This window comes from Afifella marina DSM 2698 (genome assembly GCF_900102695.1).
GTDB classification, from domain to species: domain Bacteria; phylum Pseudomonadota; class Alphaproteobacteria; order Rhizobiales; family Afifellaceae; genus Afifella; species Afifella marina.
This window is the reverse complement of sequence record NZ_FMVW01000002.1, coordinates 230,471-254,983: the sequence shown is the minus strand read 5'-3', so window position 1 is coordinate 254,983 and position 24,513 is coordinate 230,471. Positions and strand designations below refer to the sequence as shown.

Sequence of the window (24,513 nt, the reverse complement as noted above, 5' to 3'; positions counted from 1 at the left end):
CGCGTCTTGCCGCATCTCAAATCGCAGACATGATCCCGTTACGCGGCGTTGCGGAAATTCATGAGATCGACGGCATGGCGCGCGATCATGAATTCCTCGTTCGTTGGGATGATCGCGACGGGAAGCGTTGCCGGTGCGGAGATGAGGGTTTCTCCGCTTTCGTTCGCCGCGTCGTCGATCGAGATGCCGAGGAAAGCGAGGTAGTCGCAGATCCGCGCCCGCACTGGCGCCGAATGCTCGCCGATGCCGGCGGTGAAGACGAGCGCGTCGAGCCCGCCCAGCGCACAGCAGAGCGCCCCGATCTCCTTCGCCACCCGGTAGCAGAAGAGATCGACGGCCTCCTTCGCCTCCGGCCGGTCGCTTTCCAAAAGCACACGCATGTCGTTGGAAATGCCGGAGACGCCGAGAAGCCCCGATTCCTGATAGAGGAGATGTTCGAGCGCATCGGCATCCATGCCCATCTCACGCATCAGATAGATCAAAATGCCGGGATCGAGGCTGCCCGACCGCGTCCCCATTGGCACGCCTTCCAAAGCCGAGAACCCCATCGTCGTGTCGATGCTGCGTCCGTCTTTGAGCCCGCAAAGGCTCGACCCGTTGCCGAGATGCGCCACGACCACACGGCCCTCGGCCACTTCCGGCAGCGTCTCGCGGAGCTTGCCGGCGATATATTCATAAGAAAGGCCATGAAAGCCGTAGCGCTGCACGCCCTTTTCGCGGAATCGCCGCGGCAGACCGTAGGTCTTCGCCATGAAAGGCTGCGAATGGTGGAAGGCCGTATCGAAACAGGCGATCTGCGGCAGACCGTCGAAGCTTTCCGCCAGCACCCGGATCGCCGAAACGTTCTGCGGCTGGTGCAGAGGGGCGAGCGGGACGAGAGATTCCAATTCGTCGAGAACGTGGTTCGTCACCCGCACGGGGTGATGGAAGCCGGCACCGCCATGGACGACACGATGCCCGGCGGCGAGAAGCGGCAGATCCGGCAGACGGGCGCGGATCCAGGCGATGAGATCACGCAACAGCGGCGCAACACCGCCCGTATCCCGCTCCGCCCAGGATTCGCGGGCAAGCGAATTGCCGTCGACATCCTTGACGGAGAATTCCGCCGCCGTGCCGATGCCGGTCACCTGACCTGCGAAAAGAGGAGCGATCTCCTCGCCGCTCTTCCCCACATGGAAGACGGTGAACTTGATGCTGGACGAGCCGCTGTTGAGGACCAGCAAGGCGCCTTCGCGCGACATTTCTGACGACATGGCAGACTCCATTTCACGCAAGCGCGGCATGGTTGGCGACGAGAGAGGCGAGCGCGCATGAGGACAGGCGGGAATCGAGGCTGTCGGCGCGGCTCGTCAGCATCACCGGAACGGCGGTGCCGAGAACGATGCCGGCGACCTCGGCGCGGCCGAGGAAGGTCAGTTCCTTGACGAGCATGTTGCCGGCGGCGAGATCCGGCACGAGCAGGATATCGGGACGGCCCGCCACTTCCGAGACGATGCCTTTGGTTTGCGCCGCTTCGGCCGAGATCGCATTGTCGAAGGCGAGCGGCCCGTCGATGATACCGCCGCGGATCTGGCCGCGATCGGCCATCTTGCAGAGCGCCGCCGCATCGACGGTCGAAGGGATTTTCGGATTGACGGTTTCGACCGCGGAAAGCACCGCGACCCGCGGCGCCTCCACGCCCAGCGCCCGCGCCAGATCGATGGCGTTTTGCGCAATATGCGCCTTGTCTTCGAGCGTCGGCGCGATGTTGACGACGCCGTCGGTGATCATCAGCGATTTCGGATAGGTCGGAACGCGCATCATGAAGACGTGGCTGATGCGCTTCGACGTGCGCAGGCCGCGATCGCGCTTGACGACGGCGCCCATCAATTCGTCGGAATGCAGCGCCCCCTTCATCACCGCGCCGGTTTCCCCTTCGCGGGCGAGATCGATACCGCGTGCGGCAGCGGCGGCCGCATTCGGCGCTTCGACGATGCGCAGGCCTGAAATGTCGATCTCATGGGTGAGCGCGAGCTTCTCAATCATCGCGCTCGGACCGACGAGCACGGGATCGATCAGCGCCTCGCGCGCACCGTCTGCCGCACTGCGCAGAGAGGTCTCGTCGCACGGATAGATGACGGAGGTCGGCAGCGGCGGCAGATGCGCGCAAAGCTCTTTCAGACGCGCGAGCTGTGAGCGCGCTTCGGGGATCTGAGAAAAGACGGTCATGGGGGAAAGTCCTGGGATGGATGGGGGAGGAAGCGGGCTCCCTGCCGCCTCCCGCCCGCAAGTGTGGACGGACGGGAGGCGCGACCGCCGGACCGATCTGGAATGGGAGGGAGCTGTCGGGCCGGAGGTCGGGGGGAGCGAGGGAAAAGGTTGGCGGACGGTTCAGAGCCTCAATCGCGGGCGACGCAGAGCGCCATGCCCATACCGCCGCCGATGCACAAAGTGGCAAGCCCTTTCTTGGCATCGCGGCGCTGCATTTCATGGAGAAGCGTCACCAGAATGCGCGCGCCGGAGGCCCCGATCGGATGACCGAGCGCGATCGCGCCGCCATTGACGTTGACCTTGTCGGTGTCGAAATCGAGCTCGGTGTTGACGGCGATCGCCTGGGCAGCAAAGGCCTCGTTCGCCTCGATCAGATCGAGATCCGCAGCCGACCAGCCGGCCTTGTCGAGGGCCTTGCGCGAGGCCGCGATCGGGCCCGTTCCCATGATCTTCGGATCGACGCCGGCGGTCGCCCAGGAGACGATGCGGGCGATCGGGGCCGAGCCGCGCTTTTCGGCCGTCTCCGCCGACATCAACACCACGCCGGCCGCACCGTCGTTGATGCCCGACGCATTGCCGGCCGTGACGCTGCCCGATTTGCTGAAGGCGGGGCGCAGCTTCGCAAGACCTTCCGGCGTCGTGTCCGGACGAATGAATTCATCGGCGTCGACGATCGTCTCGCCCTTGCGCGAATGTACGCTCACGGGAACGATCTCGGCGGCGAAACGACCCTCGTCGCGGGCCGCTGCGGCCTTGCGCTGCGAGGCGGCGGCAAAAGCGTCCTGCATTTCGCGGGTGATGCCGTAGCCGTCGGCGACGTTCTCCGCCGTCATGCCCATGTGATAATCGTTGAAGGCGTCCCACAGGCCGTCCTTGATCATCGTATCGACCATCTCGGCCGGCCCCATCTTCACGCCCTTGCGCAGATAGGTGGCATGCGGGGCAAGGCTCATATTCTCCTGCCCGCCGGCGATGATGACATTGGCGTCGCCGCAGGTGAGAGATTGCAGGCCGAGCGCGACGGCGCGCAGCCCCGAGCCGCAGACCTGGTTGACGGTCAAAGCCGTCGTGGTCACGGGAAGCCCCGCCTGGATCGCGGCCTGCCGCGCCGGGTTCTGCCCGAGCCCCGCCGTCAGCACATGGCCGAGGATCACGTCGTCGACCTCCTGCGGGGCGAGGCCCGCCCGGCTCAAAAGCGCGCGGATGACGACGGCGCCGAGTTCGGCTGCCGGAACCGTGGAAAGTCCGCCTGCGAACGATCCGATGGCGGTGCGTGCGGCTGCGGTGATTACGATGTCAGTCATGATGGGATGTCCCATGAGAAGAGGTTGCTGCGACCCCCTCCCCGCCCCGTTTGAAGGCGCCCGCGCTTATGCCGGGCGGCCACGGTGCCGGGAGAGGATTGTTGTCGGCGGTCGCTCAGGCGGCCACCTTCATCTCGCCCACGGCGTCGGGAATGATGAGGCTCGCTTCGGTTGCCGCAAGGACGTCCTCGACGCTCGTTCCGGGTGCGACCTCGCTGAGGACGAGCCCGTCCGCCGTCGGCGTGATGACCGCCATTTCCGTCACGATCAGGTCGACGCGGCGTTCCGCCGTCAACGGCAGGCTGCATTCCTTGACGATCTTCGGTGCGCCCTTGGCGGTGTGCGTCATGGCGACGATCACCTTCTTCGCCCCGGCGACGAGGTCCATCGCCCCGCCCATGCCCGGCACCATCTTTCCGGGCACCATCCAATTGGCGAGATAGCCGCGCTCGTCGACCTGCAGGCCGCCGAGGACCGTGACGTCGAGATGGCCGCCGCGGATGAGACCGAAGGAAAAGCCGGAATCGAAGCCCGCCGCTCCCGGCACCGCGCCGATCGGATTGCCGCCGGCATCCGTCAGATCGAAATCTTCCAGACCCGGATGCGGCAGCATGCTCATGCCGATGATGCCGTTTTCGGATTGGAAGAAGACCTCGAGATCCTTCGGCAGATAGGACGCGACGAGCGTCGGCATGCCGATGCCGAGATTGACGAGATCGCCGGATTTCAGCTCCTGCGCGATCCGCTTGGCGATCAGAACCTTGTTATCCATGGCAGGCTTCCTTCGAGACCAGATAGTCGACCAGGACATGCGGCGTGGCGATCACATCGGGCGCCAGCGTTCCGACCGGGACGATCGCTTCGGCTTCGGCAAACACCTTGTCGGCCGCCATCGCCATCAGCGGATTGAAGTTCCTCGCCGTCAGCGAATAGGTGAGATTGCCGAGATAATCGGTGAGCTTGGCGTTGATGAGCGCCACATCGGCGCGCAACGGCTTGGCGAGCACATAGGTCTCGCCGTCGACCTCGAGCGTCGTCTCGCCTTCGGCCGCCAGCGTGCCGACGCCGGTGCGGGTGAGAACGCCGCCAAGGCCGAAGCCGCCCGCCCGGATGCGCTCGGCGAGCGTGCCCTGCGGCACCAGCTCCACGTCGAGCTCCTCGGCGATCATCAGCTTCTGGGTGATCGGATTGGTGCCGATATGGCTGGTGACCACTTTGCGCACGAGGCCGGCATCGATGAGCTTGCCGATGCCGATGCCGGGTTTTGCGGTGTCGTTTGAGATGATCGTGAGATCGGACTTCTTCTGCCGCACCAGGGCATCGATCAGCCGCGGCGGTGTGCCGGAGCCCATGAAACCGCCGATCATCACCACCGCGCCGTCTTCGATCCGTTCAACGGCATCGTCGACGCAGATGACTTCGCACATGATATTTTCCTTGCCTACGAGAAGAGGTCTTCGGGGGAGGACCGGCCTGGCGCCGAAGCGCTGCCGGAAGGGGGAGCTCCTCCCCCGAAGAGGTGGCTCAGGCGTCGCTGTCGGGGATCTCCAGCGCCAGAAGCGCGGAGCCCAGGCATTTGCCGTGCGGGTCGAGAGCGAGCGACCGGGTCACGCCGCCGCCGAGCGCTTCGTACATGACGAAGTTCAGGGCGCCGATGCTGGGCAGTTCGTAGCGGACGACGTCGCCGTGAACGATGCCCTTGAAATGCTCCTTGACCCGCTCGGCCGTCACATGGGTGGCAAGCCGCGCATAGTCTTTCTCGTCATAGGCAATGACCGAGATGTTGGAGATGTCGCCTTTGTCGCCGGTACGCGAATGGGCAATGTCGAAGAGTTTCATGATTGCACCTCAATGATCTGGATCCGCGGGGTCACGGCCGCCCGTGGCACGAGGGCGGAAAGCATCGCCACGACCTGGCGGGCCGACTTGGTCGCACCGCCGCCGCCGGCCGGGCCGTTCGTGTAGAGGGTCTCCACCTCGTTCCCGATGCGCACGGCCTCTTTCATGCTCTCGCAACGGCCGGTGACGCGGGCGCGCACTTCGGTGGGCTCCGGCTGCGGGGCGAGGACGTCGCGGTGGATGGCGTTGACGCCGATGAGGTCGAAGCGCAGCTCGCTGCTTTGAAGCCCGATGATGTCGAGCCGCTCCTGGACGATCTCGAGTGCAAGTTTCGCCCGGGCCAAGGCACCCGGCCCCGCATACGAGATCTGACCCTCACCGATATACCCGTCGACATAGCCGACGGAGACCTTCAGCGTCGCCGGCCTCTCGCGGCCCGTCACTCCGGCGACCCGCACACGGTCCGGGCCTTCCTGGGTGAAGGTGATCTGCGAGAAATCGGCCGTCACGTCGGGCGTCAGATAGCTCTTCGGATCGTGCACCTCGTAGAGGATCTGCTCTTTGCAGGTGTCGGTCGTGACGTGACCGCCCGCGCTCTCCACCTTGGTGATGACGAAGCTGCCGTCCTCGGAAACCTCTGCGATCGGGAAGCCGAGACGGCCGAGACCCTGCACGTCCTTGCGGCCTGGCTCTGCGAAATAGCCGCCGGTGACCTGGCCGCCGCATTCCAGGAGATGGCCGACGGCCGTCCCCTTGGCGAGATGCTCCCAATCGTCGAAAGCCCAGCCGAACTCCTTGATCTGCGGAGCGAGAAACAAGGCCGGATCCGCAACGCGGCCGGTGATGACGACGTCGGCCCCCTGCTCCAGCGCCTCCACGATCGGAGCAGCGCCGAGATAGGCATTGCCGGAGACGAGCACGTTCGACATCGACGCGGCCGGCTGCCCGGTCTCGGTGATCTTGATGTCGCCGGACTTCAGGGTCTCCAGAACATCGTCGCCGGAAACGGAGGCAATCTTCAGGGAAAGCCCCTGTGCGGCCGCTATTTCCCGGGTCTTTTCGGCCCCGGCTTGCGGGTTCGCCGCGCCCATATTGGTGATGATCTTGATGCCCTTCTCGGCGCAGACCCTGAGAACGGCCTCCATGCGCTCGGCCAAGAGGGCGTCGTAGCCCTTGCTGGGATCGGCGAGCTTGGCTTTCTGGGCGATGGCGATCGTGCGCTCGGCCAGGCACTCGAAGACGAGGTAGTCGATCTTGCCTTTTTGAGCGAGCTCGAGCGCCGGCTCGATGCGGTCGCCGGAATACCCGGCACCGGCACCGATACGAATGGTTTTCATGATGAAATACTCCTGGGATGAAACGTCAGGCTCGGAGTGGGCCGGGCGTTAGAAGGGGAAGACACCGATCAGGGCGGCGCAGAACGTCATCAGGACGGAGGCGCCGAACAGGAAGGGGATCGCGAATCTCTGGTGTTCGCCGAGCGAGATGCCGGTCAGACCGACCACCAGGAAGGTGGCGGGGGTGAGCGGGCTCACCGGGAAACCGGTGGTCATCTGGCCGAGGATCGAAGCCTGGGCGATTTCGATCGGAGCACCACCGAAGTTCTCGTAGACATGGGCCACGACCGGCATGACGCCGAAGTAGTAGGAGTCCGGATCGAACAGGAGACTGAGCGGCATGGCGATGATACCGAGGCCGAACGGGATATGCTGGGCCATCGCCTCCGGCACGAAGCCGGCAGCACCTTGCGCCATCGCGGTCAGCATGCCCGTACCGCGCATGATGCCGGTGAAGGAGCCCGCGGCGAAGAGGATGGTCGCCATCATCAAGGCCGCTTTGGCATGGGCGTCGACCCGCGCCTTCTGATCGTCGACCTTCGGATAGTTGATGACGAGGGCGATGACGGTGCCGATCATGAACATGATCGCGGCAGGAACCACACCCGACATCATCGTGCCGAGCACGCCGAGCGTGAGCAGGATATTGACCCAGAAGAGCTTCGGGCGACGGGTCTTCTGTTCCGCTTCGGTGAGCACCCGCCCGGTGACGACGGCTTCGCCGGTGGCATCGGCCCCGCCGGTCAGGCCGAGACGCTTCTCTTCGCGCCGACCCAGAATGTAGGCGGTGGTGAAGGTGAAGAGGAGGCCGACGACCTGCACCAGAATGAGCGGGTTGAAGATGTCGGTGACGGGAACGCTGAGCGCAGCCGAGGCACGCAGCACCGGGCCGGTCCACGGCAGGAAGTTGACGCCGGCGGCGAGAGACGCGACCAGAGCCAGAACGCGACGATCCATGCCGAGCCGGTCATAGAGCGGCAGCATGGCAGGGATGGTGATAAGGAACGTCACCGCACCCGACCCGTCCAGATGGATGATCAGCGCAAGCAGCGCCGTCCCCATGACGATGCGTGTCGGACGCAGGCCGACGGCCTTCAGGATCCGGTCGATGATCGGGTCCATCATGCCGGCGTCGGTGACGATGCCGAAGAAGACGATCGCGAAGACGAACATCGCCGCGACAGGTGCAATTCCTTTGAGCCCATCGACGATGAACTTCGCGGTCTCGAGACCGAAACCGCCGATCAAGGCGGCAACCAAAGGCACGAGGATCAGAGCGACCAGTGGCGAAAGCCGGTTGGTCATGATCGACGTGAGCAGAACGAGGATTGTTATGAGTCCGAGTAGAGCCAACATGGCTTGACCTCAACTGGCTTGCCCCCAAGCAACGTATAATTTGGTTCCAGGGGCCCGTTTTTTGGGATCTACTGATGAAACAGAAAACACAGGCGCCACTTTCCACGCAGATTTACCATCCGCATGAGGAAGATATACGTCGCTTAACTGCTTTTGATCTGAGGCAACCTCATCTCGGTTAAGGAATGTGTCAGAAGAACGACGTTTAAGGAATTGAATTTATTGGAACGGACTAATAGGAAAAAATTATAAGAGGACGCCCTTGTCTCGCTCTAAGGCGGCGAAGAATGCCCGAAAAATGAGCGTCTTACGCCGGCCGGATAGCGCCCGGAGCCGCCTCCCGCCAGACCTCCCGAGGTCCGGCATGTTCTCACAGCAGAATTGAGTACAACGGCCCGGGCCGGGCCACCAGGCGCGCAATCGGCCTGACACGCGGCCGGAGCTCGCGGCTTGGAAACGGGCGCAAAGGACGAGAATTGGAGGCGCGGCAGATGCGGCTGCACAGGAAATGCACTTTGCTGAAAAAACGCGCTGCGGGGCGTCGGCGCCCCTGCCCGGCGGAGCGATCGCCCGGCAAGTAAAACCATTTTCGTCACGCCCTCACCGCCGAGCAGCCATCGGCTCGCCACATTTTCGCCTCGACACGCCGTGCGCGAGACGGCCCGAATGATGCGGCCCGGGCGATGCGATCAGGATGATGCGCCTGCAGGCGCGGCACGGAACGTCGGCGCGGCGCATTGGATCTGCGCGCCCTCGTCATCCGGCATCCTCGCCCGACATCCCCGCCCGGCATCTTCGCCGGATCAGGACGCCTTGCGTTCCACGGAGGTGATCGGCTCCGAACGGCGCACGGAGCGGAAATTCGCACTCGGGAGGTTGCCCGCCGTGTCCTGCACGGCCTGGATGAAATGCTCCACGACAGGGCTCAGATAGCGCCCCGATTTGCGGATGATGCCGACGCGCCGGTTGAGCCAGGGCGCGTCGATGCGCTTGAAGCCGAGCCCCATCGTATGGCCGGAATCGACCGCCGATGTCGGCAGAATGCCGATGCCGTAGCCCGCCCGCACCATGCCGAGCGCGGTCGACATGTAGTTCACGTCGCCGGCGATATGGACTTCCACGCCCTCGCGCGCCAGGGCCCGCTCGAAGAGCACCCGCACGCTGCTGGTGCGGCTCGTCAGAATGAGCGGATAGGGTGCGCAATCCTTGATGGTGAGGATGGGCGGTGCGTCCTCGATCGGGTGTCCGCGCCGGAAGAAGGCGCAGATATGGTCGGTGATGAAGTTCTCGACCTTGATATCGCGGTCCGGCGTCAGGCGGATGCCGATGCCGAAATCGACCTGTTCGGCCTTCACCAGATTGATGATGTCGTCGGCCACCACGTCGCGGATGCGCACGCTGATATTGGGATGCGTGCGGCGGAAGGACACGAGCGCCTTCGGCAGAAGGCTGGCGGAAACGGAAGGAAGTGCCGCGACACGCACCGCCCCGCGCCGCGCATAGGCGAGATCGGTGCTGGCGATGACCACGTCTTCGAGATCGGTGACGATGCGTTCAAACATCGGCAAGAGGTTGCGCCCTGCCGGCGTCAGAGACACCTGTCTTTTGTTGCGATCGAAAAGCTTGATGGAGAGCACCTCTTCAAGCTGGTTGATCTGCACCGTCAGGGCCGGCTGCGAGATATTCAGATCTTCCGCCGCCCGGGTGAAACGCAGATGCTTCGCAACGGCGAGAAAGGCCCGAATCTGGCGGACATTGGGTGTCCGTACCGGAGAAACTCTCGCCATATCAGCCTCGCTGAACCCAAGGGACGCCGCCTCGCGCCAATGCCGCTCGCCATCGGCGACAGGCGCTCGCAGCCGGAGCGACCGGACGTTTTCGGTCCCGAATACTGGCGCCAAAGTTGCGCGAAAAGCACCAGAAAGAACCGTGCGGCCCTTCTAACTCATTCTTTCCACGCAAGAAACGTTCTGGAGTGATCGCAAAGACGCAGAATGTCGCAGATCGGCTCCGAACCGATTGATCCGGCCTGGTTTTTTGCGCTGAGCCCGCGACCGCTGCCTCGTCGGAAAGGCGCCGGGTTCGCGCCCCGGCTGAACGGAAACCTCAAGCGCTTGCGACCCGCATCAGCACGAGCCCCGAAACGATCAGCAGCGCGGCCAAAATCCTCGCCGCATTCACCGGCTCGCCCAGAAAGACGATGCCGACGACAAAGGCCCCCATCGCGCCGATCCCCGTCCAGATCGTATAGGCGGTGCCGAGCGGGATGCTGCGCATGGCAAGTGCCAAAAGCCACAGGCTCGCCGCCATGGCGATGATTGTCACAAGGGTCGGGACGAGCCGGCTGAAGCCAAGCGACTGCTTCATCGAAAAGGCCCAGACGACTTCGAGGATACCGGCGACGACGAGATAGATCCAAGGCACGAGCCCCTCCACGATTGATGGGCCAGGCCGTCCTGGACATTGCAGCCCGAATTGGGCGACCCGAGCTTGGGCAACCCGAAACGGGAGAGGTCGTCCTCCTTTTGAGGCGGGATCTATCTCCCGCCACTGCCTCCGCCAAGACCTCCCGCGCAAATCTCCTCGAAGTTACCGGCGGCCGGGCCCGGACCCCGCATTCTCGATGAGCCCCCGCGCCACCGCCACGCCGTCCTCGCGGGAAATCAGCGCTCCGATCTCCGCCGCCCTCGCCTGCATCCCTTGCGAGCGCGTCATCTCGCGAATGGCCGCGGCGAGCCGGGCTGCGGTGAGCTTTGCTCGCGGGATCGGTTTCGGCCCTGCGCCGATCGCATGCACCCGCGCGCCCCAGAATGGCTGATCGCCGAAAAACGGCACGACGAGCGAGGGCTTTCCGGCTTGAAGCGCCGCGGCGGTCGTTCCCGCGCCGCCGTGATGCACGATCGCCGCCATTTTGGGAAACAGCCAATGATGCGGCGCCTCTTGGATGAGAAGCACATTCTCCGGCAAGTCGGCCGCCGTCAGCGCGCCCCAGCCGCTCGCCAGAATGCCGCGCACGCCGGCGGCGGCCAAAGCCTCCGCCGAGAGCCGCGCAAGCGTCTCCGGCTGGCGCACCGACATCGAGCCGAAGCCGACATAGACGGGCGGCGGGCCGGCCGCGAGAAACGCGGCAAGCGCGTCAGGCGGCGTCCAGTCGGCGGCGTCGGGCAGAAACCAATAGCCGGTGACATGGGCGCTTGCCGGCCAGTCCTCGGGGCGCGGCAGCACCACCTGGCTGAAGCCGTGCAGCACCGGGATATCGCTCCCGTCGCTTCGCGTCAGCGGATCGTAGTTCTTCACCGCAGGCAGATCGAGCGAGCGCCTGAAATCCTGGATGAGGGGTCCGAAAACCCTTTTCACGACGCCATTGGTGAGCCCGTAGCTCGCTTTGTTGACCCAGCCCCCCAGGGGCAGTCGCGGCAGGATCGCGAAGCGGAAGGCGCGCGTCGGCACATGCATCGGCACGGGCGTCGCGAGCACGCAGGCGCTGCCGAGCCTGTCGGCAATCGAAGGCGCCGCCGCCGCTTTCGAATGATAGACGATGATGTCGGGACGAAACGTGCTGGCGACCTCCCAGCATTCCCGCATCAGCGCCTGCTGCATGGGCTTCAGCTGCCGCCACATGGCAAGACTGCTTTTGATCACCTGCAACAGGCTGCCACCCTTCTCCAAAAGCGCCTTGCCCTGATCGGTGTCGAGGATCGAAAGAAGCGCGTCGCTGAGCGGGCCGAAGGCCAATCCATGCGCCTCGACGAAGCCCTGAAACCGCCGGCTCGTCGCCAGCATGACATCATGGCCATGCGCCTTGAGCCCGAGGCCGAGCGCCACATAGGGCTCGACATCGCCGCGCGATCCATAGGTGAGGATGAGCACCTTCATGGGCTCCCCGCAAATGGGCTCCCCGAAAACGGGCTCCCCGCAAGGCGATCGGATCTGCGCACGCGTCTCATCGCGATGATCGTTCCGTCATCGCCGAGCGCCTGTAAAGCTTGGCCGCAAGATCCGAAGGCCGCGAGAAGCGGAAAACCGCCGAGATGGCCGTCAAAACACCGCGTGGTCGCCGCGTTCCACGCTCGCGTCGCCTTTGACGAGCCGTGCATAGAAATCGAACAGCGTTTCGGTGCCGTAAGACGGCGTCGCCGCCGCGTCGTAGCGGCCGGTCTCCGGATTGAGGAGCAGCATCGATTCCGTCGCATAATAGCGGCCGATCCGGGCAAGCTCGGCCTTGGCACGCAGCTTCGGCGAGACTTTTCCAAGTCCGCTCAGCCCGGCGATGATCGCATCCATGAGCGCCACCGGCACATGCTTGAATTTCGGCTCCTTACCCAGAAGCTGGAACAGCCTTTCCCCCTGCTCGATCGGCGTCACCGCATCGCCCGGCCCGCCGATCGGCAGAATCTTGTCGTGACGCTCCTCGTCATCCACGCATTCGGCGAGATAGCGCCCGAGATCGTCGTCGCTGATCGGCTTGCACGCCGTCAGCCGCCCGTCGCCGAAGAGAAGATAGGGTTTGCCGGCGCGCAGCCGGTCGATCTGGCCGGCCAGAGATTTGAAGAAGGCCGTCGGCCGCACGATCGAATAGGTGAGCCCGGACGCGATCAATTCCTTCTCGAAGGCGAGCTTCGCCTGCTGGAAGGCAAGAAGCGGTTTCTGCACGCAGATCGCCGACAGGAGCACCATCTGCCTGACGCCCGCGTCCCGCGCGGCCGCAAGCGCATCGGAATGCGCCTGATAATCGATCGCCCACGCGTCCTTCTCGCCGCCGGTGCGCGAGGCAAGGCAGGAGACGAGAACGTCGAACGGCTCGCCGGAAAACACCTCGCGTTTGAGCGACACCGGGTCCGCCACCTCGCCGAAGCGCAGCTTCGCCCCCTCCAGGAGCCGCGCCGTCCCTTCCGGCGTCAGCGCCCCGCCGACGCCCGCTTTCGGCCGCACCAGGCAGACGACCTCATGGCCGCGAGCCATGAGCGCCTTCACCGTGGCCCGGCCGATCGTGCCGGTCGCGCCCAGAACGAGGATGCGTTTGGGCCTTAAGTCGCTGGCGTTTTGCGGATCTGTCATCGCTTCGCCCGCCGGACTGGCGTGGCGCAAAGCAGGACTGGCATGGCGCAAAGAAAGTCGTGCATCGCGTCAGCTAGCGGACCGAACCGACTGAACGCAATGGGACAAGACCTCGCTGCGGCCCCACCGCAGCGGTGGACGCGACCGCCTGCGCACCCTCACCCGCGTTCGATCGTGATCTTCACGTCGCTCGGCCGGCCGAAATAGGGCGCAGACGTCACCAGCACGTCGCAGCCCGTCGCCGCATAACGCGCCGCATTCGCCTCGTTGACGCCGCCGGCCATCGCCACCACCGGCCGCGGCGTCAGATCCGCCACCCGCCGCACCATCTCCGCCACCGCCTCGGGCTCGAGCTTTTCCAGCTGGATGACGTCGGCCCCGGCTTTTGCGAGCGCCTCGGCCTCGTCGAGATCATCGCTCTCCACCACGATCTTCTTCTCCGGAGCGTGCCGCTTCAGCGCCGTCATCCATCCCTCGATGTCATCGCCCAGAAACACGCGATGCTCGGGAAAGACCAGGATCGTTTCCGAAAGCCCGAGCCGGTGGATGCCGGCCCCGCCGGCCATCACCGCCTTGATGCTGATCTCCTTGGTGCCTGGGAAATTCTTGCGCGTGCAGGCAACGACGAGCTCCGGCGCCTCTGCCCGCGCCGCCTCAACGATACGATTGGCGCGCGTGGCGATGCCGGAGGCGTATTCGACGAGCGTCTGCGACACCTTCCAGGCTTTGTGCAGCGCCGCCGCCGGCCCGACCGCACTCAGGAACACCGTCCCCGCCTCGATCTTCGATCCGCTCGGCAACACCGAGGCGATCTCACCGCCTGCACGCCGGATCATCCGCGCCGCCTCTTCCGACCCGCACAGAACCATCTTATCCCGGGCGGCAAAGCTCATCCGCCCGGCCTTCCCGCCGATCTCAAGCGCCTGCGTGGTGAGATCGCCATAAGGCGCATCCTGCGCGAGAAGCCGATCGAGATCGTTGTCGGAAAGATCTGGCATGTGGGGTTCCTTGCGGCTGGGGTGAGGGAGTGCGGGCGAAATCGTCGGGCGCATCGTTCTGGGAGGCGCAGGCCCGCACCCGCCATGATCGCCACGAACCTCTCCGAGGGAAGCCGGACGAGCTGCGGCCTTCAGCCTCCCCTCGTGCATCGCGAGCACCTCATCGCCGAGCGCGAAGGCCTCATCGAGGTCATGCGTAACCATGAGCGTCGTCAGCCCGAACTCCTCGTGCAGCCGCTTCACCTCGCCCTGCAGATGCCGGCGCGTCTGATCGTCGAGGCTGCTGAACGGCTCGTCGAGAAGGAGAAGCGACGGCGCACCGATCAAAGCACGGGCCAGCGCCACGCGCTGCTTCTCGCCTCCGCTGATCCGCGTCGGGCGCCGCTCGGCGAGATGGCCGATCCGCAACTGCTCCAGAAGTGCCGCAACTCGCGCCTGCCGCGCCGCCGGATCGAGCCGCTGCCGCTCCAAGGCAAGCAAGAGATTGCCGGCGACGCTGCGATGCGGAAAGAGACAGAGATCCTGCGGCACATAGCCGATCGCCCGCGCATGCGGCGCCGCTTTGTCGATCGCCGCCCCGCCCCACAGGATCCGGCCGGCATGGCGCACGAGCCCGGCGACCGCCTTCAGAAGCGTCGATTTCCCCGCCCCCGACGGCCCGATCAGCGTGACGAAGGCGCCGCGTTCGATCCGGCAATCGACGTCGTGCAGAACGCCGTTGCACACACCTTCGAGGGTAAGCCCCGCATTCATGCGCGTTTCAGCCCGCGCATCGTCAAAAGCAGGACAAAGGCCGTCACCAGCAGCACGAGCGCAGAGGCGACCGCCACCTCCACCTGGCCGGTCGCCATATTCAGATAGATCGCCATCGGCAGGGTTTCGGTGCGAAAGCGCGTGGCGCCGGCGACCATCAAAGTCGCGCCGAATTCGCCGAGCGCCCGCGCCCAGGCGAGAATGGCGCCGGAGACGATACCGCCTGCCGCAAGCGGCAGATCGATGGCGAAGAAGACGCGCGCGGGTGTGAGACCGAGCGTCCCGGCAACGTCGCGATAGCCGGGATCGACCGCCTCGGACGCCGCTTTCGCGCTCCGCACGATGATGGTCGTCGCAATAAAGGTCTGGGCGAGAACGATGCCGGCCGGCGAGAACAGAAACACCGCCCCGATTTCCGCAAGCGGCGGCAGCGGCGAGGCGCGCCCGATGACGAAAAGAAGCCCGAGCCCGGCCACGAGCGGCGGCATGACGAGCGGCAGGTCGAGAAGCGTGTCGACGAGCGCCATGCCGCGAAAGCGCCGCCGCGCCAGGAGATAGGCCGCCGGCACGCCGAGAAGGAGCGAAAGAGCGAGCGAGATCAGCGACGTCGAAAACGACAGGCGCAGCGCAAACAGCGTCTCCGGTTCGCTCAGCGCCCGAAACAGCTCATGCGGCGTGAGCCTTGCCCCGAGCCCGAGAATGACGAGCCCGATCGCCGCCGCAATGATGAGAAGCGGAACCGCGAGCAGCACATCGAGCGGGATGGGCAGCCGTGGCGCCCGCCCGGTCATTCGCCGTCGCGTGCGACCGGCGTGAAGCCGAAGCGCTTCCACACCGCGCGCCCTTCGTCGGAGGCGAGCTTTTCCGCGAACGCCTCGGCCGCGTCGGGCTTTTTGGCGGTCGTCAGCACCACCACCGGCACGATCTCGGCCGTGTACCATTCCTTCGGGATCGCAACGACCGCGACCTTGTCCGGGTTCATCGCCGCATCGCTCGCCGCAATGATCGCCGCATCGACATCGCCGTCGAACACATAGAGCGCGAGTTGCTTCACCGTCGCCGCCCGCACCGAGACATTCGGCAGAATCTCTTCCGCCATGCCCGAGGCTTTGAGAATGTCTTCCGCCGTGCGCCCGAGCGCCATCGCCTCGGGATCGCCGAGCCCAAGACGCACGCCCGGCTTGGCAAGGTCGGCAAACGTTCCGATCTCGCCCGCCTTCGCCTTCGTCACCGCCAGCACCGGCCCATGCTCGACCAGAAGCCGCGTCGATCGCACGAGCCCCTTTTCCTTGAGCTTGTCGCTGTAGAAGGTCGAGCCCGGAACGAAGACGTCGCCTTCGCCCGCCTCCGCATAGCGCGCCATGATCTGGCCGGAGCCACCGAATTCGATGACGACATCCGTGTCGGTCTCCGCTTTGAACAGATCGGCGATCGCACTCACCGGCTGGCGCAGCCCGGCGCCGGCATAAACGTGAAGCTCGTCGGCCATGGCCCGCGGCGCCGCAAGCGACAGTACCTGCGCCAGAACCAGCGCCACTCCTGGCAGAAAACGTCTCTTCGCCATTTCTCAGCTGCCCCCCGCTCGATGAGAAACTATACGCTATATACTTTGCCTATATAGCGATGAGGCAAGACCGCCCTTCGTCGTATCCGAGGCGCCTCCTCTCCCTTCGTCTTCCGCCAGTGCCGCTTGTCTCTGTCCACGCCACCTCCCGCCCCCCGCATGAGAGACAGGTCACATTGACCACGGCAGATTGAGCTCTATCAGTTCCTGTTGCTCGCAGCTCTGACGGGGTGAACATGTTTGAAATCTGGGGGCCTCTCGCCGGGGGACTTATCCTGCTGGTCGTCGGCGGTGAGCTGCTGGTGCGCGGCGCCGTTCGGGTTGCGGCAGGACTTGGAGTATCACCTCTGGTCATCGGCCTGACCTTGGTCGGCTTCGGAACGTCCACGCCGGAATTGGTGACCTCGGTGCAGGCGGCGCTCGCGGGCGCACCCGGCATCGCCTACGGCAACATCGTTGGCTCCAGCATCGCCAACATCCTGCTGATTGCAGGCATCGCCGCACTGGTCAGCCCTATGATCATTGCCTCCAGCGCTTTGAAACGGGATGGCGTGGTCATGCTGGCGGTTGCGATCGTTTTCTCGGCGGTGGCCTTTACGATGCCCCTCGGCCGCGTTGCGGGCGGGCTCTTCGTGGCGGCGCTGCTCGCTTACATCTACCTCGCCTTCCGGCAGGAAAGGGCTGCAGCGCCGGCAGGTCACGGGGCCGTCTACGAAAAGAGCGCGGCTTTGCAGGAGACCGACGCAGCCCTTGTGCCGGCGCAACCGCCGCAAACATCCTTGCTCGTCTCGGCATTGATCGCCATCGGCGGGCTTGTCCTCGTCGTCATGGGAGGTCGTCTCCTCGTCGATGGCGCCGTGGCGCTTGCCCGCAGTTACGCGATCTCGGAAACGGTCATCGGGCTGACCATCGTCGCCGTCGGCACGTCCATGCCCGAGCTCGTGACCTCGGTCGTGGCCGGAATTCGCAAGCAGGGCGACGTGGCCTTCGGCAACATCGTCGGCTCCAATATTTACAACATCCTGGGAATTGGCGGGTTCACCGCGCTGGCATCACCGGGTGCCGTCCCTCAGGAGATCGTCGCTTTTGACAACCTCGTGATGATCGGGGTGTCCCTTGCTTTCGTGGCTTTCGCCTGGACGGGATTGCGCATCGCCCGCTGGGAAGGGGCAGCTCTCCTCTGCGGCTATGTCGGCTACGTCTATGCAATCTGGCCCTGATCGCGGCGAGGTGCGAAGCAGGCTCACACCACGCCCGGCACGACGGTCCCGCACGCCCGCCGGCCTTCATTCGTCCAGCGCCTGATCGCACCACCCAAGCGCGCACAGGCATTGGGCACGAGAGACGGCAGAGCTTCTGCCCTCTCTCCTCCACGAGCGTGCACCAAATCCCGGCTGCGCGGTTGCCTCTCCGAAAAGCGGGTGCCAATCATCTGGAAAGGCCGCTCGGAGATTGGACGTGAACGAAACCCGCACCCGCGCACTTCTCGCGCTTCTCGTCGTCCTTCTCGCCCTTCTCTTGCTGCAGCCTTATGTCGACCGCTTTTTATTCTCGGCGACCGCGCCGCGTCCGATCGCCCCGCGTGCCGAACTCTCCGATTTCGAGCGCTCCAGCGTTTCCGTCTTCGAGGAGATCGCCCCCTCCGTCGTCCAGGTCGTGGCGCGCCCGCGGGGAACGGCCTTCGGCCAGAGCGACGGCCTGCAATCGGGCACCGGCTTCGTCTGGGACGAGGCCGGCCACATCGTCACCAACAACCATGTCGTGGAGAACGCCGCATCCATCTCCGTGCGCCTCGCCGATGACGAGGTGGTGCCGGCCAGCCTCGTCGGTCGCGCCCCCAATTACGATCTCGCCGTCCTGCGCCTTGCCCCGCGCACACGCCTGCCGCCACCGGTGCCGCTCGGCACCACCGATGATCTGAAGGTCGGCCAGACCGCCTATGCGATCGGCAATCCTTTCGGCCTCGACCAATCCTTGACGATGGGCATCATCTCGGCGCTGAAGCGGCGCCTGCCGACGAGCGGCGGGCGCGAGATCGCCGATGTCATCCAGACCGACGCGGCGATCAATCCCGGCAATTCCGGCGGCCCCCTGCTCGATTCCGCCGGCCGCCTCATCGGCATCAACACGGCGATCTTCTCGCCTTCGGGCGCCAATGCCGGCATCGGCTTCGCCATTCCCGTCGATGTGGCGAACCGCGTCGTGCCCTCCCTCATCTCTTCGGGTCGCGTGCCCACCCCCGGCATCGGCATTCTGGCGGCGGATGAATCGATCGCCGCCCATCTCGGCATTTCGGGCGTCGTCATCGCCGGAATCGTGCCGGGCTCGCCCGCCGACCGGGCCGGCATCGAAGGCCTCAACCAGTACCGCGGCACCATCGGCGACATCATCGTCGGCATCGACGGCGAGGACGTCCGCGGCCTCACCGGCCTGACCAAAAAGCTCGAAGCGGCAGGTGTCGGCGGCCATGTCGAGCTCACGCTCGAGCGCGACGGCCGCACCCGAAACGTCACCGTCGACGTCGTCGATATCGGCCAGCAATAACGCTCCGCCCCCTCCCTGCGCATCTCTGATGGGGCGCCCACTTGGAAGCGTCCCTCACGACCTCTCGTCACACCCGAAGAACGTCGCACAAAGTGCGTATACGTGGACACCCGCGCCGCGTCGCCAGCCTTCCGCCGCCTGCTCCCACCGCGTCATCTTCTAGCATTTCCGGAGTTTTTCGGTCGTTTTCCGCATTGTTGAGGAAACGGTTGCACAGCGCCGGAAGAGCCGCCACTATAGCCATAACGAATACATTAATAATCCAAGGCGAGGAAACGTATGGCATCGGTGACGTTCCGCGACGTCCGCAAGGCGTTCGGATCGGTGGAAGTGTTGCACGGCGTCTCGATCGATATCGAGGAAGGCCAGTTCGTCGTGCTCGTCGGCCCTTCGGGCTGCGGAAAGTCCACGCTCCTGCGCATGCTGGCAGGTCTGGAACACATCACCGCCGGCGAAATTTTAATCGGCGATCGCGTGGTGAACACGCTCCCGCCCAAAGAGCGCGACATCGCCATGGTGTTCCAGAATTACGCGCTCTATCCGCACATCACGGTGGCGGAGAACATGGGCTTCTCCCTGAAGCTCAAGGGCGTCTCCAAGAAGGAGATCGAAAGCCTCGTCTCGCCTGCCGCCGAAATGCTCGGCCTTTCCCATCTCCTCGACCGCTATCCGCGCCAACTCTCCGGCGGCCAGCGCCAGCGCGTCGCCATGGGCCGCGCCATCGTGCGAAAGCCGCAGGTCTTTCTCTTCGACGAGCCGCTCTCCAATCTCGACGCCAAATTGCGCGTCTCCATGCGCACAGAGATCAAGAACCTCCATCAGCGCTTGAAGACCACCACCGTCTACGTCACCCACGACCAGATCGAAGCGATGACCATGGCCGACAAGATCGTCGTCATGCATGACGGCATCGTCGCCCAGGTCGGCGCGCCGCTCGATCTCTACGACCGGCCGGAAAATCTCTTCGTCGCCGGCTTCATCGGCTCGCCCGCGATGAACATGGTGACCGGCACCCTTGATGCGAACGACCGCAACATCTTCGTCACCGGCGACGGCGAGCGCCTGCCGATCGCCGAGCCCGGCGATGCGGAACCCGGCCGCGAGATGATCTACGGCGTTCGCCCGGAACACTTTCAGCTTGGCGGCGACACCACGCTCCGCGTGGAAGTGGTCGAGCCGACGGGATCGGAGACGCATGTCGTCGCCTTCCTCGGCGAGACGGAAATCGTCTGCGTCTTCCGCGAACGCATCTCCGCCGGCCCGGGCGACGAGCTCAAAGTCACCATCGACGCCGGTTCCGTCCATCTCTTCGATGCCAAGGAGGGCGACCGGCTCTCCGTGTGAGCGCCCTGAAGACGTGAATAGGTGAGATCTCCGGCCAAAGGCCGGCCAGAAGGGCAAAAAGCCCTCGTCGCTGCGGTCGCGGGAGCCGCAAGAAGCGCATCAAAAAAACGTCCCGCAACGTGGAGGAAACCGACAATGCCAATCGATCGCAGAACCTTTCTGAGCGGCACCGCGAGCCTTGCCGCCGGCGCCGCCTTTTCCGGCGTCCCGGGCGCCCGCCGGGCATTCGCCCAATCTGCCGCCATGACGTTCCAGCCGGAAGAAGGCGCATCGCTTCGCCTCCTGCGCTGGGTGCCCTTCGTCACCGGCGAGGAAGAAGCCTGGAACGCCAACACCAAGGCCTTCACCGAGGCGACGGGCGTCGAGGTGCGCATCGACCAGGAAAGCTGGGAGGATGTCCGCCCGAAAGCTGCGGTTGCCGCCAATGTCGGCTCGGGTCCCGATATGGTGATGAGCTGGTTCGACGATCCCTTCCAGTATCCCGACAAGCTCGTCGACGTGACCGATCTCGCCACCAAGCTCGGCGAGGCGCATGGCGGCTGGTATGAGGGTCTCGAAGGCTATGCCCGCCAGGACGACACCTTCATCGCCGTCCCTCTCTGCGCCATCGGCAACGCCGTCTGCTACCGCCAGAGCCATATGGAGAAAGCCGGTTTCTCGGAATTCCCGAAAGACACCGACGGCTTCCTGGAACTCTGCAAGGCGCTTAAGGCGAACGGCACGCCCGCCGGCTTCCCGCACGGCAAGGCCGTCGGCGACGGCAACAATTACGCCCATTGGCTCCTGTGGAGCCATGGCGGCATGATGGTCGACGAAAACAGCAACGTGACGATCAACAGCCCGGAGACCAAGGCTGCGATCGAATACGCCAAGGCGCTCTACGAGACCTTCATTCCGGGCACGGAAAGCTGGCTCGACATCAACAACAACCGCGCCTTCCTCGCCGAGCAGATCTCGCTGACGGCAAACGGCGTCTCGCTTTATTACGCCGCGGCCAAGGACCCGGCGATGAAGGAGATCGCCGAGGATATCCGCACGGTGAACCTGCCGATCGGCCCGGTCGGCAAGTCGGTGGAGCTGCACCAGACCTCGACGCTCTCGATCTTCAAGCACTGCAAATATCCGCAGGCGGCGAAGGCGTATCTGGAGTTCATGTACCAGTCGGACCGCATGAACGCCTGGATCGAAGGTGCGAGCGCCTATTGCTGTCAGGCGCTGAAGGAATTCGCCGACAATCCGGTCTGGACGTCGAACCCGGTGCACGAGCCCTATTCGCGCGCCTCTGAAAGCCTGCGGCCGAACGGCTATGCAGGTCCGCTCGGACCGGCCTCCGCCGGCGTCATGGCCGATTACGTCCTCGTCGACATGTTCGCCGAGGCCGTCACCGGTCAGCGCTCGCCAGAAGAAGCCATGGCGAACGCGGAACGCCGCGCCAGGCGCTACTACAGCTGAGTTAACGGGGGGAGCCGGGCGTCGGCTTCGGCCGGCGCCCGTTATCTCAAAGCCCCCCTCAGACAGCGAGCGCGAGCGATCACGCCGCCGCGCCGACCACCAGACGAGACAGGCTCACAATGACGGATGTGCCGCTGACCCCACGCCGACCGCTCCTGGCAAGGTTCCTGGAGAGCCGCAACGGCCTCGGGCTTCTCTTCATGCTGCCGGCTGCGGTCTTCCTGCTCTGCTTCCTGACCTATCCGCTCGGTCTCGGCGTCTGGCTCGGCTTCACCGACACGCGCATCGGCCGCACCGGCGAATTCATCGGCCTTGAGAATTACATCTGGCTCTTCGACGACCCGATCTTCTGGCTCTCGGTCTACAACACCATTCTCTACACCGTCGTCGCCTCGGTGCTGAAATTCGGCCTCGGCCTCTGGCTCGCCCTCATCTTGAACGAGCATCTGCCCTTCAAGACCTTCTTCCGGGCGATCATCTTGCTTCCCTGGGTGGTGCCGACGGTTTTGTCCGCGCTGGCCTTCTGGTGGATCTACGACAGCCAGTTCTCGATCATTTCCTGGGTATTGATGCAATGGGGGCTGATCGATACGCCGATCAACTTCCTCGGGCAGCCCAACCATGCCCGCGCCTCGGTGATCGCCGCCAATGTCTGGCGCGGCATTCCCTTCGTGGCGATCTCGCTTCTCGCCGGCCTGCAGACGATCCCTCAATCCCTGAACGAGGCGGCAGCGCTTGATGGCGCCACCTCCTGGCAGCGCTTCACCAAGGTGACCTTGCCGCTTCTCACCCCGATCATCGCCGTCGTCATGACCTTTTCGGTGCTCTTCACCTTCACCGATTTCCAGCTCATCTACGTCCTGACACGCGGCGGCCCGGTCAACGCCACCCATCTCATGGCCACCCTCTCCTTCCAGCGCGCCATTCCCGGCGGCCAGCTCGGCGAAGGTGCGGCGATCGCGGTCGCCATGATCCCCTTCCTGCTCGCCGCAATCTTGTTCTCGTTCTTCGGGCTGCAGCGTCGCCGCTGGCAGCAGGGCAACGACTGAGGAAACCCACCATGGCAAAGAAGAACCTCAGCCCGACAGCCGGCACTCGCGACGACACCGAGGGCATGGACCAGTTCAACACGGTGACGCGGCGCATCCTCGTCGTCTATCTGCCGCTCGCCGTCTTCATCTTCGTCCTGCTCTTCCCGTTCTATTGGATGGCGATCACGGCCATCAAACCGGATCATCAGCTCACCAATTACGACCGCTACAGCCCCTTCTGGGTGGTCGAGCCGACGCTCGACCATATCCGCTACCTGCTCTTCGAGACGTCCTATCCGGGCTGGCTGTGGAACACGATGCTCGTTGCCTTCGCTTCCACCTTCCTGTCGCTGTTTGCCTCCGTGCTCGCCGCCTATGCGATCGAGCGCATCCGCTTCACCGGCGCGCGCACCACCGGGCTCCTCATCTTCCTCGCCTATCTGGTGCCGCCGTCGATCCTCTTCATTCCGCTCGCCTTCATCGTCTTTCAGGTCGGCATCTTCGATTCCCGCCTGGCGCTCATCCTCACCTATCCGACCTTCCTCATCCCGTTCTGCACCTGGCTTTTGATGGGCTATTTCCGCACCATCCCCTTCGAACTTGAGGAAAGCGCCCTCGTCGACGGCGCCTCGCGCTTCCAGATCCTGACGAAAGTCATCCTGCCGCTCGCCGTCCCCGGCCTCATCTCCGCCGGCATTTTTGCCTTCACCCTGTCGTGGAACGAGTTCATCTACGCCCTCACCTTCATCTCCTCCTCGGAGAACAAGACGGTGCCGGTCGGCGTCCTCACCGAGCTCGTGCGCGGCGATATCTACGAATGGGGAGCACTGATGTCCGGCGCCCTTCTGGGCTCGCTGCCGGTCGTCATCCTCTATTCCTTCTTCGTCGATTATTACGTCTCGTCGATGACCGGCGCCGTGAAGGAATAGGCGCACTGGAAACGGGGCTCGAGCCCAAAACAATGAAGAGATCTTCCCGGAGACCCACCAAAGTCGCCACCGACAATCAGGAGCGGAAAGCGTCGGAGCTTCAAGTTCAGGCGACGCCTTCACCGCCTTTCGTCGTGGCGCGTCCGGAGAGAGGACGTCAGGTCGACGCCAGAGCCTTCGCCCGTGAGATGCACGCACGCTTCCCGAGAATAACCACAGAGCTACAAAAACACTGATGGCCCGTTGGCACACTGAACGCCAGCCCCGTCAGGCTCGATCGTAGCTGGAGGATCGGGAAGGGCGTCAAAACGAAATAAAATATTTTCCAGCCAGAATGTTAATTAAAGATCATGCGATTACATTATTACTCTTTAGGAACTACAAAAGACAGTTCTTGAATAAGTTAGACGATAGTCGTACAATTCATTTGTTGGCTTCGGGAGAAAACACTCTGAAGCCCAAAAGCAAAGGAGAGAGCCATGGCTGACAAACCCGTATGCAGCAGCTGCGCTTTCTTTGAAGATCACCACGCCAACGACGACCACGAGATCCCAGATGCAGGTCTCTGCCGTTTCAACCCGCCCGTCACGCAGCCCGTGGCGGATGCCGTTGGGCTTTGGCCGGTCGTGAAAGAGAGCGATTGGTGCGGCCATTTCGCAAAGGAGGGCCTGGCGGCCTGATTTTCCGAAACGCGCATGGCGCGGCTTGGACCGCGCAACGGGGCGCAGCATGGCGCTGCGCCTCCTTCAAAGGG

Annotated in this window: 22 protein-coding genes; 7 read left to right on the top strand and 15 right to left on the bottom strand. The window is 64.4% G+C overall.

Features of this window, described 5'->3' with window-relative positions:
- Nucleotides 1-38: 38 nt before the first annotated feature.
- The 15 genes from BLP76_RS05935 to modA form a co-directional block, all read right to left on the bottom strand.
- Nucleotides 39-1,253, bottom strand: coding sequence for an acetate/propionate family kinase (locus BLP76_RS05935; RefSeq protein WP_092810575.1), 1,215 nt, complete (start codon nt 1,251-1,253; stop codon nt 39-41).
- A gap of 13 nt (nt 1,254-1,266) precedes the next feature.
- On the bottom strand, nt 1,267-2,208 hold the full coding sequence (locus BLP76_RS05930) for a bifunctional enoyl-CoA hydratase/phosphate acetyltransferase (protein ID WP_092810573.1): 942 nt from the start codon (nt 2,206-2,208) through the stop codon (nt 1,267-1,269).
- A 170-nt stretch (nt 2,209-2,378) separates the two neighbouring features.
- Nucleotides 2,379-3,554 carry an acetyl-CoA C-acetyltransferase gene (locus tag BLP76_RS05925; RefSeq protein WP_092811328.1) on the bottom strand — a complete coding sequence of 392 codons (1,176 nt, stop codon included), beginning with the start codon at nt 3,552-3,554 and terminating at the stop codon, nt 2,379-2,381.
- A 115-nt stretch (nt 3,555-3,669) separates the two neighbouring features.
- Nucleotides 3,670-4,326 (bottom strand): 3-oxoacid CoA-transferase subunit B, encoded by a 657-nt coding sequence (locus BLP76_RS05920; RefSeq protein WP_092810571.1) that lies wholly within the window; start codon nt 4,324-4,326, stop codon nt 3,670-3,672.
- Nucleotides 4,319-4,981: a CoA transferase subunit A gene (locus BLP76_RS05915; RefSeq protein ID WP_092810569.1), complete on the bottom strand. Its 663-nt coding sequence runs from the start codon at nt 4,979-4,981 to the stop codon at nt 4,319-4,321. Before BLP76_RS05915 ends, BLP76_RS05920 begins: the two co-directional genes overlap by 8 nt.
- Before the next feature lie 97 nt (nt 4,982-5,078).
- Nucleotides 5,079-5,393 carry an AtuA-related protein gene (locus BLP76_RS05910; protein ID WP_092810567.1) on the bottom strand — a complete coding sequence of 105 codons (315 nt, stop codon included), beginning with the start codon at nt 5,391-5,393 and terminating at the stop codon, nt 5,079-5,081.
- Entirely contained in the window at nt 5,390-6,730 is a 1,341-nt protein-coding gene (locus BLP76_RS05905; protein WP_092810565.1) for an acyclic terpene utilization AtuA family protein, read from the bottom strand. The genes BLP76_RS05910 and BLP76_RS05905 overlap by 4 nt, the downstream gene beginning before the upstream one ends.
- Nucleotides 6,731-6,778: 48 nt before the next feature.
- Nucleotides 6,779-8,086 carry a CitMHS family transporter gene (locus tag BLP76_RS05900; protein ID WP_092810563.1) on the bottom strand — a complete coding sequence of 436 codons (1,308 nt, stop codon included), beginning with the start codon at nt 8,084-8,086 and terminating at the stop codon, nt 6,779-6,781.
- Between the two features lie 803 nt (nt 8,087-8,889).
- Nucleotides 8,890-9,873: a LysR family transcriptional regulator gene (locus BLP76_RS05895; protein ID WP_092810561.1), complete on the bottom strand. Its 984-nt coding sequence runs from the start codon at nt 9,871-9,873 to the stop codon at nt 8,890-8,892.
- 319 nt (nt 9,874-10,192) lie between these two features.
- Complete coding sequence (locus tag BLP76_RS05890) at nt 10,193-10,510, bottom strand: DMT family transporter (protein ID WP_092811326.1); 318 nt, start codon at nt 10,508-10,510, stop codon at nt 10,193-10,195.
- 165 nt (nt 10,511-10,675) lie between these two features.
- The gene (locus BLP76_RS05885) at nt 10,676-11,962 is read right to left on the bottom strand and encodes a glycosyltransferase (protein WP_092810559.1); all 1,287 of its coding nucleotides are present in this window, start codon (nt 11,960-11,962) and stop codon (nt 10,676-10,678) included.
- Nucleotides 11,963-12,124: 162 nt separating this feature from the next.
- Complete coding sequence (locus BLP76_RS05880; protein WP_092810557.1) at nt 12,125-13,144, bottom strand: NAD(P)H-binding protein; 1,020 nt, start codon at nt 13,142-13,144, stop codon at nt 12,125-12,127.
- 158 nt (nt 13,145-13,302) lie between these two features.
- Nucleotides 13,303-14,895: a ModD protein gene (gene modD, locus BLP76_RS19195; RefSeq protein WP_092810555.1), complete on the bottom strand. Its 1,593-nt coding sequence runs from the start codon at nt 14,893-14,895 to the stop codon at nt 13,303-13,305.
- The gene (locus BLP76_RS05870; protein WP_092810553.1) at nt 14,892-15,686 is read right to left on the bottom strand and encodes an ABC transporter permease; all 795 of its coding nucleotides are present in this window, start codon (nt 15,684-15,686) and stop codon (nt 14,892-14,894) included. The genes modD and BLP76_RS05870 overlap by 4 nt, the downstream gene beginning before the upstream one ends.
- Nucleotides 15,683-16,459: a molybdate ABC transporter substrate-binding protein gene (modA, locus tag BLP76_RS05865; protein WP_092810551.1), complete on the bottom strand. Its 777-nt coding sequence runs from the start codon at nt 16,457-16,459 to the stop codon at nt 15,683-15,685. The genes BLP76_RS05870 and modA overlap by 4 nt, the downstream gene beginning before the upstream one ends.
- Before the next feature lie 236 nt (nt 16,460-16,695).
- On the opposite strand from modA, the gene BLP76_RS05860 reads away from it, so the two are divergent.
- The 7 genes from BLP76_RS05860 to BLP76_RS05830 all read left to right on the top strand — a co-directional run bounded on the left by BLP76_RS05860 (nt 16,696) and on the right by BLP76_RS05830 (nt 24,439).
- Nucleotides 16,696-17,679, top strand: a complete 984-nt coding sequence (locus tag BLP76_RS05860) for a calcium/sodium antiporter (RefSeq protein WP_092810549.1) — start codon at nt 16,696-16,698, stop codon at nt 17,677-17,679.
- 238 nt (nt 17,680-17,917) lie between these two features.
- Nucleotides 17,918-19,003, top strand: coding sequence for a S1C family serine protease (locus BLP76_RS05855; protein ID WP_092811324.1), 1,086 nt, complete (start codon nt 17,918-17,920; stop codon nt 19,001-19,003).
- A gap of 279 nt (nt 19,004-19,282) precedes the next feature.
- Nucleotides 19,283-20,347, top strand: a complete 1,065-nt coding sequence (locus tag BLP76_RS05850) for an ABC transporter ATP-binding protein (protein WP_092810547.1) — start codon at nt 19,283-19,285, stop codon at nt 20,345-20,347.
- A 135-nt stretch (nt 20,348-20,482) separates the two neighbouring features.
- The gene (locus BLP76_RS05845) at nt 20,483-21,799 is read left to right on the top strand and encodes an ABC transporter substrate-binding protein (RefSeq protein ID WP_092810545.1); all 1,317 of its coding nucleotides are present in this window, start codon (nt 20,483-20,485) and stop codon (nt 21,797-21,799) included.
- Between the two features lie 119 nt (nt 21,800-21,918).
- A complete protein-coding gene (locus BLP76_RS05840; protein ID WP_092810543.1) occupies nt 21,919-22,848 on the top strand; it encodes a carbohydrate ABC transporter permease in 930 nt (309 codons plus the stop codon).
- Between the two features lie 11 nt (nt 22,849-22,859).
- Nucleotides 22,860-23,759, top strand: coding sequence for a carbohydrate ABC transporter permease (locus BLP76_RS05835; RefSeq protein ID WP_092810541.1), 900 nt, complete (start codon nt 22,860-22,862; stop codon nt 23,757-23,759).
- Nucleotides 23,760-24,238: 479 nt separating this feature from the next.
- On the top strand, nt 24,239-24,439 hold the full coding sequence (locus BLP76_RS05830) for a hypothetical protein (RefSeq protein WP_092810539.1): 201 nt from the start codon (nt 24,239-24,241) through the stop codon (nt 24,437-24,439).
- The last annotated feature ends 74 nt before the right edge of the window (nt 24,440-24,513 follow it).